Source organism: Streptococcus oralis, from assembly GCF_024399415.1.
Taxonomy (GTDB): Bacteria; Bacillota; Bacilli; order Lactobacillales; family Streptococcaceae; genus Streptococcus; species Streptococcus oralis_CS.
Genome location: NZ_CP029257.1, coordinates 860455 through 876342, shown reverse-complemented (window position 1 = coordinate 876342; position 15888 = coordinate 860455). Strand labels below are relative to the sequence as shown.

Sequence of the window (15888 nt, the reverse complement as noted above, 5' to 3'; positions counted from 1 at the left end):
AATCTCACTCCCCCTTTAGCGCTTCAAATTTCGCTTTCATGGTTGGATTTTTCCGGGTCAATTTTTTAACCGAAACATCTTCCAATTTATTGTTAGCGAGGCGGAGTTGGTTTTCAGATGTGGTTAGGAACTTTTTGACCTCTTCCATGCGTTTGATGGCTTTATCAATTTCATCAATAGCTTTTCCAAAGTTGGTTGAAGCAGAGTTGTAGTTTTTGGCAAAAGCTACTTTGAAGGCATCCAAATCTTCTTCAAAATGCGTAATATCGATATTCTGCTCTCGAACCAAGGCCAACTCTTGCTTATATTTCAAAGAATTAAGCGCCGCATTTCGTAAGAGACCAATTAACTGGATAAAGAACTGGGGACGAACCACATACATCTTTTCATACTCATGACTGACATCGACAATTCCTGTGTTAAAGTAGTCGTTATCTGCTTCTAACATGGTCACCAACACGGCATATTCACAGTTCTTCTCCCGACGATCCTTGTCCAATTCCTTGTAAAAATCTGCATTCTTATGCTTCTTTTCTGTGCCGTCCGCTTCATTTTTCATTTCAAACATGATAGAAATGAATTCTAACCCATTTTCATCAAAGTCACGGAAGATAAAATCGCCTTTAGAACCACGCGCAGAAACCTTATTATCCTTCTCAAAGTAGGCATTTGGAAAAGCAAAACTACGGACCTTGTTAAACTCACTCTCTGCATACTGTTCCAAACTTTCACCAATCGCTTTTGTGGATTGTTGGGCTTTGAAATTCTTGTAAAATTCGACTTGCTCACTGGCTGCCTTAAGCTGAGCTTCGTAATTTTGCTTAACAGAAGCCAAAGATAACTCATTTTCCTTTTCTTGCAAGAGGAGCTGATTTTTGACTTGATCGCGTTCTTTTTCTAAATCAGAGAGAGTCTTTTGCAGTTGATTTTCATGCTCCAAACGCAAGGTAGCCAATTGGTTTTCCAAGGCCTGTACTTCCTTGTCCTTTGCTAATAAGGCCTGGTGACTTGTCTGCTCAACTTCTTTCTTAGCTAACTCTTTCTCTGTATCAAAGTTTTGGATTTGACTCTGCAATTGCGCAATTTCTTGGTCCTTCTGAGCCAGTTTGGACTGTTGCTCATTCATGGCCTTTTGCTCAGCCAAGGTCAGCTCCTGCTTCATGCGATTGTGTAATTCCTTATCAAACTCGGCAGTTCTCACTTGGGATAAAAGTTCGGCATACTGACTTTCATTTACTGTAAAGACTTCCCCACAGTTGGGACATTTGATTTCGTTCATAACTTTCCTCTTTCTAGACTTCTGTAACCATTATATCATGCCTTAGGGAAAATCAAAAACAGCGAGTCGAAACCCACTGTTTATATCTGTTACTTTAAATTTTTTCCAAGGCCAAGCGCAAATCTTCAATCAAATCCTCTACATTTTCAAGACCGATAGACAAGCGGATTTGGTTTGGTGTTACACCTGCTGCTTCTAGATCTTTTTCTGACAACTGACCGTGAGTGGTTGTCGCAGGATGGACAACAAGAGATTTGGCATCTGCCACGTTTGCAAGGTCAGAGAAGATTTCCAAATTATCAATTACCTTGCGAGCTTCTGCCTCTCCGCCTTTAACATGGAAGGTAAAGATTGAACCAACACCTTTTGGCAAATATTTCTCAGCCAGGGCATGATAAGGACTGTCAGCTAGTTTTGGATAATTTACCTTCTCTACCTTAGGATGGTTGACAAGGAAATCAACAATTTTCTCTGCATTTTGCACATGACGTTCAACACGAAGAGAGAGAGTTTCAAGCCCTTGGAGCAAGAGAAAGGCATTAAATGGCGACAAGGCAGCACCTGTATCACGGAGCAATTGAACACGAACAGCGATAATAAAGGCTGCCGCACCCACATCACGAGTATAGCTCAAGTTATGGTAACTTGGGTCTTCCTCAACAAATTGAGGGAACTTCCCTGAAGCCTCCCAGTCAAAACGACCGCTATCAACAATCACTCCTCCAATAGTCGTACCATGTCCACCGATAAACTTAGTTGCTGAGTGAATGGCAATATCTACACCGTGAGAGAAGACGTTAATCAAATATGGTGTGGCAAAAGTGTTGTCCGAAACGAGAGGAATCTGGTGTTTATGAGCAATCTCGGCCAATTTCTCCAAGTCAGGAATGTTAATTAAGGGATTCCCCAAGGTTTCAATCAAGACAAGCTTGGTATTGTCATTGATAGCTGCTTCCACTTCCTCCAAATTATCCACATCCACAAAGGTAGTTGTGATCCCATAACGAGGAAGGGTTTCCTTCAAGAGGTTGAAGGTCCCACCATAAATAGTTGACGCCGCTACCACATGGTCACCTGCGTGAGCAAGCGCCAAAATAGTGTAGGTTACAGCAGCCATACCTGATGCTGTCGCTAGTGCTCCAACACCACCTTCAAGAGCAGCGATTCTTTCTTCAAATGCCGCTGTTGTAGGGTTGGTAATACGAGTATAAATGTTCCCTGGTTTTCTCAAGGCAAACAAATCAGCACCTTCCTGCGTGTCATCAAAAACAAAGGATGTTGTTTGATAAATCGGTACTGCACGAGATTTGGTCGCTGGATCAACTACTTGCCCAGCATGTAATTGTAGAGTTTCAAATTTAAAATCACGAGTCATAAGACGACCTCCAAATAGCTTCATTAGGGATATTGTATCATCTTGGGCTAGTCTTTTCCAATACTGATTTTCTATATTTTGATATAAGGAACAACTATGACTAGTCTTACACATCAAACAAAAAAGCACGATTAACTCGTGCTCATTTCTTTAATCGACATAAGTATCTTCATTTTTGTTGAGGAAGGCGTATGGTAAGCCCATCAAGAGACCTCCTCCGATAAAGTTCCCGACAAAGGTTACACCCCAGTGACGAAGAATATTAGGTATGTCAAAGTTAGCAATAGAATCAGCTGCAACACTGAACTTAACAATCGCAAAAGAAGCAAAGTTCGCAGCAATGTGTTCGTTTGTTAAGAATACAAACATGTAAATCGCTGATAAGACAAGCCAAAGTTTGGCTCCACCGTCTTTCACCAAAACGAATGAAAGAATGGCAATGTTTACAAAGATATTGGCTAAAATACCTTCAAGCAAGACTAGCTCATTGGAACGACCTAACTTCATCTCAACAACTCCTGAAATGAAGCTATCATGTGTTAGATTTGCATAGGCTGCTGAGTGGGCAAAGCCCCAACCTGCTATCAAAGCTCCGATAAGGTTGAACAAGGTACAGTAGAGTAAAATCTCAGCTGTTTTTCTCCAAGAGATTTTTTTCAAGAAACTACCAGCTGTCAAAAACATCATATTTGAAGTTACTAGCTCAGCATTCAAGAAAACAATGTAGGCCAATCCCCAAGCAAAAACGAATGGGAAGAGGAAGCGTCCACTGCCTGGTGCGATCTTATTAATCAAGTCAGCCCCAACTGCACCCGCAGCCGTACTAAATGTTAGAAAAGCACCTGCAAACATGGAACGAATCGCATACTTAAACTTACTTTGGCTATAAAGACTTTCTTTCTTCTTACAAGCAAATTCAATCTTTGAAATAAATTCTGAAGAGACCATAAAAAAACTCCTAAACGTTTATTTGTGATAATTATAACATAATTCTTGTTTTCTAGAAAGCGTTTTCTGTAAAATTCTAAAATATTTATCCTAGCCTTCTTATCCTTTTTCATAAGAACTATTTTGAATCTATTTGTTGACATAAAAAACCAGTGAAATAGCACTTCACTGGTTCATTCATTCTTAATAACGTTGTCTATACGGTTGATTAAAAGCCTTCAAAATATCCTCAGAAGTCTCAGAATAAGCTTTTGATTCTTTAAAGATTCCTTTGACAATTATACGCTCAGTCGCATTATAATCAACACAGGTAACCAAAGTAATCTCCTTTACGCCATCACGGTCTTCGATTTCATCCACTCGATCTGGTGTAACATGTTTAACTTCTGTAATCTCATAAGTATAAACTTTATCCTTATCCGTCAGGTAAATTTTCATACCTGCTTTAGCATTGACCAAAGGTGAGAAGAGCATTTGACTGGCATTTTCAGCAGTAAAGATATGGTGACTGGCTAGAGAATAGTTCCCTTCTCCCATTTTTTGGTCTGGTTTCATGGTCCCTGCTCCATAGAACAAGTTTACATTATCCAAACCTTTAAAAATAGGCAGGTTGATTTCTACTTCAGGAATAGCAATACCACCGATAACTGGAAGCTTTTGGGCATCCCATTGAGAAGCCAATACAGCTTCAGATGAAATAGACTTAACAGAGTCAAAATCAAAATTTCCCTCGGATTTTAAATTTTCATCTATATTTTCCTTAGTGACTTGATTGACTTGGTATTTATTGGTATTCCAGACCAAAAAGATATCGCGAATCTTTGAATTAAAAATCAAGGCTAGGGAAAGAAGAATCAAGAAACCCGCTAAAATATTGATAAATAGATTTCTGCGCTTATTTTTCTTACTCTTTTTATTTTTCGTTTTTTTATGAGCCATTATTCTGCACCTTCTGTTTCAATTTCAGCCCCAACTTCTTCTTTTTCTGCCGCAGCAACCGTTGTAAAGGTCACAATCTTAGCATCCTGATCTAGACGCATCACCTTAACTCCCATAGTTGAGCGTCCCGTTTGTGAAATATTGGCAACGTTTGTACGGATCATGACACCTGTATCTGTGATAATCATCAGGTCTTCATCTCCCTTAACAGTGAGGAGACCTGCCAGAGGACCATTCTTCTCAGCAACATTAGCTGTCTTCATCCCTTTACCACCACGGCCTTTAGTAGGATATTCAGTAGCAAGTGTACGTTTACCATATCCTTTTTCAGTGATGATAAGAACTTCGTCTTGGTTTGTAATCACGCTAGCACCAACTACTGTGTCACCCTCACGAAGATTGACTCCTCGGACACCTGTAGCGATACGACTCATGCCACGAACAGCTGACTGATTAAAGCGAACAGCATAACCAAACTTGGTACCGATGATAATATCCGTATCATCTTCTGTCAGCAAGACATTAATCAATTCGTCTTCATCCTTGAGATTCAAGGCTTTAAGTCCATTTTGACGAATATTAGCAAATTCTTTGACACTGGTTCTCTTCACGACACCGTGACGAGTTGTAAAGAAGAGATAAGCATCATCACTACGTTCAGACTCAACGTTGATGATGGTCTGAATACTCTCACCTTCGTCCAACTTCAAAAGATTGACAACTGGTAAGCCCTTGGCTGTACGACCATATTCTGGGATTTCATAACCTTTAAGGCGATAGACACGTCCTTTATTAGTAAAGAAGAGCAGATGATCATGGGTGCTAGTTGAAACCAACTCACGCACAAAGTCATCATCCTTAACCCCAGTACCTTGAACTCCACGGCCACCACGTTTTTGAGCAGTAAACTCACCTTGATCCAGACGTTTGATATAGCCCTTGTTAGATAGGGTAATCAAAACATCCGTTTCTTCAATCAAATCTTCATCTTCAAGAGTTAAGACTTCTCCGATCATCAACTCCGTACGACGCTTGTCACCAAACTTGCGTTTGACTTCGTCCAATTCCTCTTTGATGATTTGCGCCACGCGCTCAGGTTTGGCAAGAATATCAGCCAAATCTGCAATCAAGGCAATCAATTCATCATATTCAGACTGAATCTTATCACGTTCCAATCCTGTCAAACGACGAAGACGCATATCAAGGATAGCTTGACTTTGACGTTCAGAAAGCTTGAATTTGCTCATCAACTCAGCTTGCGCTTCCGCATCTGTTTCACTGGCACGAATGATACGAATCACTTCGTCGATATGGTCAAGTGCAATTAAAAGACCTTCTAAGATGTGCGCACGCGCCTCCGCCTTTTCCTTGTCAAAACGAGTACGGCGAACAACCACTTCTTTTTGGTGCTCGATATAAGCATCCAAAATTTGACGAAGGGACAAGATTTTTGGCACACCATTTTGAATCGCCAACATGTTGAAACCAAAGTTGGTTTGCATCTGGGTCATCTTGAAGAGGTTGTTAAGGATAACGTTGGCAGACGCGTCGCGTTTAACCTCGATTACAAAGCGAACGCCTTCACGGTTGGACTCATCACGTACAGCTGTAATGCCCTCAATTCGTTTTTCCTGAACCAAGCGAACAATATGCTCATGTACCTTGGTTTTATTAACCATATAAGGGAATTCTGTTACAACGATGCGCTCACGACCCGTCTTAGTGGTTTCAATCTCTGTACGAGAACGAAGGACAATGGAACCTTTACCAGTCTCATAAGCCTTATGAATACCTGATTTCCCCATGACAAGAGCGCCAGTCGGAAAATCTGGACCAGGCAAGACTTCCATCAAGTCCTTAGTCGTCACTTCAGGATTATCCATAACCAACTTCACTGCATCAATGGTTTCACCCAAGTTGTGAGGTGGAATATTGGTTGCCATCCCAACAGCGATACCCGTTGCTCCATTGACCAAAAGGTTTGGAAAACGAGCAGGCAAAACCAAGGGTTCACGTTCGTTAGCATCGTAGTTGTCTACGAAATCAACGGTGTTTTTATTGATGTCACGAAGCATTTCCAGAGCAATCTTGCTCATACGTGCCTCAGTGTACCGCTGCGCGGCAGCACCGTCCCCGTCCATAGAACCAAAGTTTCCATGCCCATCAACAAGCATGTAACGGTAGCTCCACCATTGAGCCATACGAACCATGGCTTCGTAAATAGAGGAATCACCATGTGGGTGGTATTTACCCATAACATCCCCTGTAATACGGGCTGACTTTTTATGAGGTTTATCTGGTGTAACACCTAGTTCATTCATTCCGTATAGAATACGACGGTGAACAGGTTTTAAGCCATCTCGAACATCAGGAAGGGCCCGCGCAACGATAACGCTCATGGCGTAGTCGATAAAGCTGGTCTTCATCTCCTTTGTCAGATTGACATTCACTAAATTTCTATCCTGCATTCATAAATGCCTCATTTCACTATTAGTAATTAGATATATTATACCATAATTTGTCCTTCATTTCAGTCTTTGAAAACCACTAAAACGTTTACATCGATAACCGAATAGAATATTCGTGACAAAGCTTTTCAAAAGTGATAGAATGAAATTGTCTGGGGATTCCCCTAAAAAAAATGAAGGAGATGTTTAGATAATGACTTCAACTAAACAACACAAAAAAGTGATCCTTGTTGGTGACGGTGCCGTAGGTTCATCTTATGCTTTCGCACTTGTTAACCAAGGAATTGCACAAGAGCTTGGAATTATCGAAATTCCACAATTACACGAAAAAGCTGTTGGTGATGCGCTTGACCTTAGCCACGCCCTTGCCTTCACTTCACCTAAAAAAATCTACGCTGCTCAATACTCTGACTGTGCAGACGCTGACCTTGTTGTTATCACTGCAGGTGCTCCTCAAAAACCAGGTGAAACTCGCCTTGACCTTGTAGGAAAAAACTTGGCTATCAACAAATCAATCGTAACACAAGTTGTTGAATCAGGGTTCGATGGTATCTTCCTTGTTGCAGCTAACCCAGTTGACGTTTTGACTTACTCAACTTGGAAATTCTCTGGATTCCCTAAAGAACGTGTTATCGGTTCAGGTACTTCACTTGACTCAGCACGTTTCCGTCAAGCACTTGCTGAAAAATTGGATGTTGATGCTCGTTCAGTTCACGCCTACATCATGGGTGAACACGGAGATTCTGAATTTGCGGTTTGGTCACACGCTAACATCGCTGGTGTAAACCTAGAAGAATTCCTTAAAGACACTCAAAACGTTCAAGAAGCTGAATTGATTGAATTGTTCGAAGGTGTTCGTGACGCTGCTTACACAATCATTAACAAAAAAGGAGCTACATACTACGGTATCGCAGTAGCACTTGCTCGTATCACAAAAGCAATCCTTGATGACGAAAATGCAGTACTTCCACTTTCAGTCTTCCAAGAAGGTCAATACGGTGTTAAAAACGTCTTTATCGGTCAACCAGCTGTTGTTGGTGCACACGGTATCGTTCGTCCAGTAAACATCCCATTGAACGATGCTGAAACTCAAAAAATGCAAGCATCTGCTAAAGAATTGCAAGCAATCATTGATGAAGCATGGAAAAACCCTGAATTCCAAGCAGCTTCTAAAAACTAATGAAAAGAAGGTTCTCAAACATGGGAACCTTTTTCTTTTTGCAAAGAATCATAACATCAACTTTTCAAATAAACAATAAAAAAAAGCCTGTCAGACAAGCTCGAATGCTTGATATGACAGGCTTTTTGAAAATTCATTATTTAACAGCATCTTTAAGAGCTTTACCAGCTTTGAATGCTGGAACTTTAGAAGCTGCGATCTTGATTTCTTTACCAGTTTGTGGGTTGCGACCTTTACGTGCAGCACGCTCACGAACTTCAAAGTTACCAAAACCGATCAATTGAACTTTTTCACCAGCTGCAAGGTATTCAGTTACTGCTGCGAATACAGCGTCAACTGCTGCTGCTGAATCTTTCTTAGTCAATTCTGTAGCTTCTGCTACTTTAGCGATCAAATCTTGTTTGTTTGCCATGTTAATAAATCCTCCAAATAATTTCTAATTAACAAATATAATCATATCCTAAAATCGGCTATAGGTCAAGTCAAAAACACTATTTTGACCATTTTTTCTCTATTTTTTTAGGAATTGTAGCGAATTAGAATCGCCCAAGCATTCTCTCCAGTATGAGTTTGAATAATAGAGCCAGTTTCCAATACAGAGATTGGCTTCTCAACATAAGGTTGCAATAATGCCTTCATCTCATTCGCCCATTCGTTCGTTCCAGCATAGGAAATTCCAATTTCTGCAACTGATTTTTGGGAAAGAGTATTGGTTAATTCCTCAAGCCACTTTTTGAAAGTTTTCGCTCCACGTCCTTTGGCGATTGGTTGGAGTTCGTGGTTTTTCATCTGCATTACTACACGAATATTCAAGAGTGAGCTTAGTAATCCTGTCACACGTCCAATACGACCACCCTTAACTAAGTTTTCTAGCGTCGAAACACCGATATAAAGTTCTGTATGATTTTTGACGTCCTCTACATGAGCTAAGATCGTTTCTAAGTCTTTACCCTCTTTAGCAAGTTTTGCGGCTTCAACAACTTGGAACTTCATCGCTTGATCTGTAAAGGAACTATCAATAACTGTTACATCAGCAGTTGAGAGACTTGCCCCTTGGCGAGCAGCTTCCACAGTTCCAGACAAGGCATGGGACATGTGAATGGCGATAATTTGACTGCCATCTTTACCTAGTTCTTCAAAGACCTCAGCAAACACTCCCACAGGGGGCTGGCTTGTTTTAGGCAGATTCTTACTTTGTTGCATAAGATGAAGGAATTCTCCCTCTTTCAAATCTGCATCCGAATAAAGCACACTATCAATCATAACTGATAGAGGAACAACGGTGATATTTAATTCTTTAACTACTTCTGGTTCGATAGTAACAGAAGAGTCCGTTACAATTTTTACTTGTGTCATAATTCAATCTTTCTATTCTTCTCGATAGGATTGGGATTTTCTCCTTTATTATATCAAAAAAATGATAAAAAATCATAAGTGATCCGATGAAAAGAACTGAATTTTTGGTATAATCTATCTATAGAAAAGTGAGGAACAGCTATGATTCGAAAACTTCAACCGATTATCACGATTATTTTGGGAGCTGCTATCTATGCCTTCGGTCTTACTTACTTTGTTGTTCCTTATCATTTATTTGAGGGTGGGGCGACAGGTATTACCTTGATTACCTACTATCTCTTTAAGATTCCTGTCTCATTGATGAACCTCTTGATTAATATCCCTTTATTTATCCTGGCTTGGAAGATATTTGGACCTAAGACCCTCTACTCCAGCCTTCTAGGATCTATTTCACTTTCCGTTTGGCTAGCAATTTTTGAGCGCATTCCTTTGCACATCGACTTGCAAGGGGATCTCATCATTGTCGCTTTAGTCTCAGGAGTCTTACTGGGGGTTGGTTTAGGAATTATCTTTAATGCTGGTGGAACCACTGGTGGCTCTGATATCGTTGCCCGTATCCTCAACAAATACACCAATATTTCGATTGGTAAATTGCTTTTTGGGATTGACTTTTTTATCCTAATGTTGATTTTGATTATCTTCCAGGACCTTCGTCTAGTTACCTATACCCTCTTATTTGACTTTATCATCGCTCGCGTTATCGACTTGATCGGCGAAGGAGGTTATGCTGGTAAAGGATTTATGATTATTACCCAATATCCTGATCAATTGGCCAAAGAGATTAACGATGAACTCGGACGTGGCGTTACCTTTATATCTGGTCAAGGCTACTACAGCAAAAAGGATTTAAAAATTATCTACTGTATCGTCGGTCGAAACGAAATCGTTAAAATGAAAGATATGATTCACAAAATTGATCCTCAAGCCTTTATCACCATCACTGAGGCTCATGAAATTCTGGGTGAAGGATTTACTTATGTGAAAGATTAAAAAAGCTGGGAATTCCCAGCTTTTATTCTTCTTCTGCGAGGGTTGAATGGCGGAACCCGTAAGTAAAGTAAATGACTAGACCAACTAGAAGAGCAATGCCAAAGGCGATCCAGGTATCTAGACTATATTGAAGCATAAAGGAAACACAGATGAGGATGGAAAGGATTGGCAAAAGTGGTACCAAAGGAGTTTTAAACTCTCCCTCTTTTGGCATACCCTTATCCTTTCTGAGTTTTATTATTCCGTAGGCTAGCAAAATGAGATAAGCTAGCGTACAGATATTTAAGAAGGCTGCAATACTGGCTAGAGGAAAGACTCCTGCAGCAATGGCTGAAGCAACTCCTGTTAAGAGGGTCGCATTTTTAGGAACGCGACTAGTCTTGCTTAATTGTTTGAAACTTTGAGGTAAAAGTCCATCACGTGCTAAGCTATAAATCATCCGAGACAAAGCATAAGTCATGGAGATACATACGGTTATCAGGGTTAGAATGGCTACAAGCGAAACATAATTTGCAGCCCAGCCGATACCAATACTCCGTAATGAAAATGCTACTGCATCGTCCACATTGAGCTTACTGTAGTGAACAATCCCTGTCAATACTAAGGTTACCAAGGCATAGAGAATGGTGACGATTGTCAGAGAAAGCACAATTCCGCGAGGAATATTTTTTTGCGGGCTTTGAATTTCATCAACTGCCATGGAAATAGACTCAAATCCTAGAAAACCAAAGAACATCAAAGATGCACCCGCCATAATCCCAGTACTTCCACCATATAGTTGACCAAAACCAAATGGAGCAAAATTCGTCCAATTTTCTGGCTTGATGTACCAAATACCAACTAGAATAAATAAGGCGAGAGCTGAGAATTTCAAGACCACTAAAAGCGAATTAAATCTCAAAGCTGCCTTAGAATTTAATAAAACCAATCCCGTTACCAAGGTAAGTACTAAAATAGGCAGAAGATCTATATAGGTTCCTTGTTCAGGGTTAAAGGTTCCATTCAAGGCTTGGGGCATGGAGATACCATAATTACTGAGCAATCCCTTAAAGTAAGCTGCCCAGCCAGACGCCACACCTGAAACAGCCGTCATGAATTCCATGATGGTCAGCCAGCCAGCAATCCAGGCTGGCAATTCTCCTAAAATCGCATAGAGGTAACTATAAGCACCACCAGTAGCAGGCACACGAGAGGCAAATTCTGCGAAAAAGAGGGCTGATAGAGAAACACACAGAGCAGAAATCACAATGGAAATCACTAATGAGGGACCAGCTAGGGTAGCCGCTGCTGTTCCTGTAATGGTGAAAATCCCTGTCCCCACCATGGCACCAATCCCTAGAAGAATCAAATCCCACAACTTCAAATGGCGGTGCATCTCTGTCTGTCTCAGACTAACATCCTTGGTTCTAAAAATATTCATACTTCATCTCCACTAAATGTAATTGTTTTATTTTACCATATAAAAGCAGTTTTGTGAATATTTATTAGGTCCTTTTTTGAAAAAAATTCTGAACAGAAAGGATTCCTGTTCAGAATTTGCATTTTTACCCACTGATTCTTTCAATTTGTTACTGATCAAGCGAGTAGGCTCAACAGTATACTCCATTGAAAGTTTTTTAGGGATTTGGGATTTTTTAAACTTCAAAGTAAGGGAACGGACGGTCACTATCTAAAGGACGATTGGGAACTTCTTGTTCCAAAATAGCGCGCCAACCTGATACCAATTCTTCAAAAGTCAATTGGGCTTCTGGAGAAGCTGTTGTCAGCTTCCGACCAAACCAAGCCATGGTTGCAGTTTCAAACTGAAGCATAGCGTACTGGATTACTGGTACATTTGCCTCTTCATAATTTTCATTTACTGCACGCGCTACTTCTGCCGCTTGCGGAAGGAGTTGATTGCTGATTTTATCAACAACAGTCGCATCCATCTCTCTCCATGAAAGAAGTTGACCATTTACCTGATAAAAGAGCTCAAAGGTTTCTTGATTTTCCTTGAAATTAGTAAGAACAAAAGCACGTTCCACGGCCTCAGGACCACCAGCAGCTTTTACAGCGTTTATCAAGAGGTTTTGTTCCATTTGTCGCCAATAATCATCTGCTTCTTCTGCTAAATCAATTGTAAAAGGTGGAACAATTTCCTCGACAGGAATTTCACCTTTATTCGCTTTTTCAACATTACCGAATAATTTTTTTAAAAATCCCATTTGCTTCTCCTTTTTGGATTTATCCGACAGATCCTTCCATTTCATAGCTAATCAAGCGATTCAGCTCAACTGCGTATTCCATTGGAAGTTCTTTTGTGAAGGGTTCGACAAATCCCATGACAATCATCTCGGTTGCCTCAGATTCTGACAAACCACGGCTCATGAGGTAGTAGAGTTGTTCCTCTGAAATCTTAGAAACCTTAGCTTCGTGCTCCAAAGCAACTTGCGAGTTGTGAATTTCATTGAATGGAATGGTATCTGACGCTGATAAGTCATCCATGATAATGGTATCACACTCGATGTGAGAAACAGATTTCTTAGAGTTCTTGTTAAAGGTTACTTGTCCGCGGTAGTCAACCTTTCCTCCGCCTTTAGCGATGGATTTAGAAACGATAGACGAGCTTGTATGTGGAGCGTTGTGGATCATCTTAGCCCCCGTGTCTTGGTGTTGCCCAGCATTGGCAAAGGCGATAGAAAGCATGGTACCACGGGCCCCTTCTCCATCTAGGTAAACAGATGGGTATTTCATGGTTGTTTTAGCACCCAAGTTTCCATCGATCCACTCAACAGTCGCATCTTTCAAAGCTTTGGCACGTTTTGTTACCAAGTTATAGACATTATCAGACCAGTTTTGGATGGTTGTATAACGCATATAAGCTCCGTCCAAAGCGAAAATTTCTACAATGGCAGCGTGCAAGCTGTTGCTAGAATATGTCGGTGCTGTACATCCTTCTACGTAGTGGACGCTTGCTCCTTCATCAACGATAATCAAGGTACGTTCGAACTGACCTGTATTTTCGTTGTTGATACGGAAGTAAGTTTGAAGTGGAATATCTACCTTGACACCTTTTGGCACGTAGATAAAGGTTCCACCCGACCATACTGCAGAGTTGAGGGCTGCCAACTTGTTATCAGTCGGCGGTACCAACTTAGCAAAGTATTGTTTAAACAAGTCTGGGTATTCCTTGAGGGCAGAATCCGTATCTGTAAAGATAATTCCTAACTTCTCAAACTCTTCCTTCATGTTATGGTATACCACTTCTGACTCGTACTGGGCAGAGGCCCCTGCTAGATAAGCACGCTCAGCTTCTGGAATTCCGATACGTTCAAAGGTTTCTTTAATCTTTTCAGGTACATCATCCCAAGAACGGGCTGGTTTGTCAGATGGTTTTTGGTAGTAGATCAAGTCATCAAAGTCAATCTCTGACAAGTCTGCTCCCCAGGTTTGCATAGGCATTTTTTTGAAGGTTTCATAAGACTTCAAACGGAATTCTAACATCCACTCAGGTTCTCCCTTAGCAGCTGATAATTCGCGAATGACTTCTTCGTTCAATCCTTTTCCTGTCGATAGGACAGGCTCTACATCGTCATGGAAACCAAATTTATATTCACCAAGGTCAATTGGTTTTGGTTCTACTCTTTCTTCAGCCATAATATCCTTTCTTTCATTCTTCATTTCTACTGATTCATAAGACAAAAGAAACTTGTCTTACTGTTTTTCTTGATCTTCAATTGTTTTCTTAAGTGCATTCCAAGCTAGAGTTGCACACTTAATCCGTTGTGGGAATTTGGCAACACCTGATAAGAATGCCGCGTCTCCAAGTTGGTCTTGACGCTCATCCTTTTGACCTTGAACCATTTCAGAAAAAATGGTCGCAAGTTCTAGAATTTCTTGTTTGGTCTTGCCTAAAACTGCATCTGTCATCATACTAGCAGAAGCAGTTGAAATCGTGCATCCTGAATTTAGAAAAGCAATATCTTCCAAACGGTCCTCTGCATCAAACTTGACAGAGAGGTTGATGACATCGCCACAGGTTGGATTATTGAGACTGATTTGTTCAGCATCTTCCAGCTTCCCTTGGTGATGTGGATTTTTCGAATGGTCTGCCACCACTGCCATATAAAGGCTATCTAGTTTAGAAAGTGCCATTGAAAAACTCCTTTGTCTTTTGTAGGGCATCGACTAGCTTGTCACAATCTGCCTTGGTATTGTAGATATAAAAACTTGCACGAGCTGTTGCTGGGACTTCCAAATGCTGAAGCAAAGGTTGGGCGCAATGGTGACCAGCACGAACAGCCACTCCTTCATAATCCAGAGCCGTCGCAAGATCGTGGGGATGAAGATCCCCTAGGTTAAAGGCAATGACACCTGAACGTTGAGCCAGGTCTTGCGAACCATAAATGGTCAACCCTTCAATGGCCTGCAATTTTGGATAGACGTATGCAATCAATTCCTGTTCATAAGCTTCAATGGCATCCATACCAATCTTATCCAGATAATCCACTGCTGCAGCAAGTCCGATAGCACCTGCCATATTCGGCGTTCCAGCCTCAAATTTCCAAGGCAATTCCTTCCAACTAGCAGATTGCTCATAGACGAAATCAATCATCTCGCCACCAAACTCAACTGGTGACATTTGTTCCAGATACTTTTCTTTACCGTAAAGAACACCAATACCAGTCGGACCAGCCATCTTGTGACCCGAAAAGGCAAAGAAGTCCACATCCAAGTCCTGGACATCAATCTTCATATGAGGTGTAGATTGAGCACCATCCACTACCATGATAGCTCTAACTTGGTGGGCCAATTGCGTGATTTCCTTGATCGGATTGACCACACCAAGAACATTTGAGGCTTGAGCTAGAGAGACAAACTTGACTTTATCAGTCAATTTAGCGCGCAAATCCTCCATATCCAGAGCCCCGTCCTTGAGATAAACATAGACAAGCTCTGCCCCAGTCTTGCGACAAGCTTCCTGCCATGGAATGATATTAGAATGGTGTTCCATTACTGAAATCAAGACTTGGTCTCCCTCAGTCAGAATTTCCTCAGCGAAGCGTGCCACCCAGTTAAGGCTGGTTGTCGTTCCTCTGGTAAAGAGAACTTCCTTTGTAGAGCCTGCATTGATAAACTTACGAATGGTTTCACGAGCAGCTTCATAAGAAGCTGTTGCTCGCTCAGCCAAGGTATGAACACCACGGTGAACATTGGCATTGTCCTGCTCATAGTAGCGGTTGATTGTTTCCAGAACTGCTAGTGGTTTTTGTGTCGTCGCAGCATTGTCCAGATAGACCAGAGGTTCATCGTTGACAATCTGGTCTAAAATTGGAAAATCCTTACGAATCGCTTCTACATCTAACATAGGCTT

Annotated in this window: 14 protein-coding genes; 2 read left to right on the top strand and 12 right to left on the bottom strand. The window is 41.1% G+C overall.

Annotation, left to right across the window (positions count from 1 at the left end; all coding sequences use genetic code 11):
* Positions 1 to 4 precede the first annotated feature (4 nt).
* The 5 genes from DG474_RS04315 to gyrA all read right to left on the bottom strand — a co-directional run bounded on the left by DG474_RS04315 (position 5) and on the right by gyrA (position 7009).
* Positions 5 to 1279: a DUF2130 domain-containing protein gene (locus tag DG474_RS04315; protein WP_255778885.1), complete on the bottom strand. Its 1275-nt coding sequence runs from the start codon at positions 1277 to 1279 to the stop codon at positions 5 to 7.
* Between the two features lie 94 nt (positions 1280 to 1373).
* On the bottom strand, positions 1374 to 2654 hold the full coding sequence (locus DG474_RS04310; RefSeq protein ID WP_049478155.1) for an O-acetylhomoserine aminocarboxypropyltransferase/cysteine synthase family protein: 1281 nt from the start codon (positions 2652 to 2654) through the stop codon (positions 1374 to 1376).
* Positions 2655 to 2804: 150 nt separating this feature from the next.
* Positions 2805 to 3602: a formate/nitrite transporter family protein gene (locus DG474_RS04305; RefSeq protein ID WP_000254787.1), complete on the bottom strand. Its 798-nt coding sequence runs from the start codon at positions 3600 to 3602 to the stop codon at positions 2805 to 2807.
* A 183-nt stretch (positions 3603 to 3785) separates the two neighbouring features.
* Positions 3786 to 4541 carry a class A sortase gene (locus DG474_RS04300; RefSeq protein ID WP_255778884.1) on the bottom strand — a complete coding sequence of 252 codons (756 nt, stop codon included), beginning with the start codon at positions 4539 to 4541 and terminating at the stop codon, positions 3786 to 3788.
* Positions 4541 to 7009 (bottom strand): DNA gyrase subunit A, encoded by a 2469-nt coding sequence (gyrA, locus tag DG474_RS04295; protein ID WP_255778883.1) that lies wholly within the window; start codon positions 7007 to 7009, stop codon positions 4541 to 4543. The genes DG474_RS04300 and gyrA overlap by 1 nt, the downstream gene beginning before the upstream one ends.
* A gap of 193 nt (positions 7010 to 7202) precedes the next feature.
* On the opposite strand from gyrA, the gene DG474_RS04290 reads away from it, so the two are divergent.
* On the top strand, positions 7203 to 8189 hold the full coding sequence (locus tag DG474_RS04290) for an L-lactate dehydrogenase (protein ID WP_000204722.1): 987 nt from the start codon (positions 7203 to 7205) through the stop codon (positions 8187 to 8189).
* A 136-nt stretch (positions 8190 to 8325) separates the two neighbouring features.
* Here DG474_RS04290 and hbs read toward each other — a convergent pair whose 3' ends face one another.
* Complete coding sequence (gene hbs / locus DG474_RS04285; protein WP_001284636.1) at positions 8326 to 8601, bottom strand: non-specific DNA-binding protein Hbs; 276 nt, start codon at positions 8599 to 8601, stop codon at positions 8326 to 8328.
* Between the two features lie 107 nt (positions 8602 to 8708).
* Complete coding sequence (locus DG474_RS04280; protein WP_000195456.1) at positions 8709 to 9545, bottom strand: DegV family protein; 837 nt, start codon at positions 9543 to 9545, stop codon at positions 8709 to 8711.
* A gap of 141 nt (positions 9546 to 9686) precedes the next feature.
* On the opposite strand from DG474_RS04280, the gene DG474_RS04275 reads away from it, so the two are divergent.
* Positions 9687 to 10535 (top strand): YitT family protein, encoded by an 849-nt coding sequence (locus DG474_RS04275; protein ID WP_000619787.1) that lies wholly within the window; start codon positions 9687 to 9689, stop codon positions 10533 to 10535.
* 22 nt (positions 10536 to 10557) lie between these two features.
* Here the strand turns inward: DG474_RS04275 and DG474_RS04270 are convergent, their stop codons facing one another.
* From DG474_RS04270 to DG474_RS04250, 5 genes are all read right to left on the bottom strand, one after another.
* On the bottom strand, positions 10558 to 11955 hold the full coding sequence (locus DG474_RS04270) for an APC family permease (protein ID WP_215804735.1): 1398 nt from the start codon (positions 11953 to 11955) through the stop codon (positions 10558 to 10560).
* A 214-nt stretch (positions 11956 to 12169) separates the two neighbouring features.
* A complete protein-coding gene (locus DG474_RS04265; RefSeq protein WP_000506262.1) occupies positions 12170 to 12739 on the bottom strand; it encodes a hypothetical protein in 570 nt (189 codons plus the stop codon).
* Between the two features lie 19 nt (positions 12740 to 12758).
* Positions 12759 to 14171 (bottom strand): Fe-S cluster assembly protein SufB, encoded by a 1413-nt coding sequence (gene sufB, locus DG474_RS04260; RefSeq protein WP_049478151.1) that lies wholly within the window; start codon positions 14169 to 14171, stop codon positions 12759 to 12761.
* A gap of 57 nt (positions 14172 to 14228) precedes the next feature.
* On the bottom strand, positions 14229 to 14669 hold the full coding sequence (gene sufU / locus DG474_RS04255) for a Fe-S cluster assembly sulfur transfer protein SufU (protein WP_001218478.1): 441 nt from the start codon (positions 14667 to 14669) through the stop codon (positions 14229 to 14231).
* Complete coding sequence (locus DG474_RS04250; protein WP_042902172.1) at positions 14656 to 15882, bottom strand: cysteine desulfurase; 1227 nt, start codon at positions 15880 to 15882, stop codon at positions 14656 to 14658. The genes sufU and DG474_RS04250 overlap by 14 nt, the downstream gene beginning before the upstream one ends.
* Between the last annotated feature and the right edge of the window lie 6 nt (positions 15883 to 15888).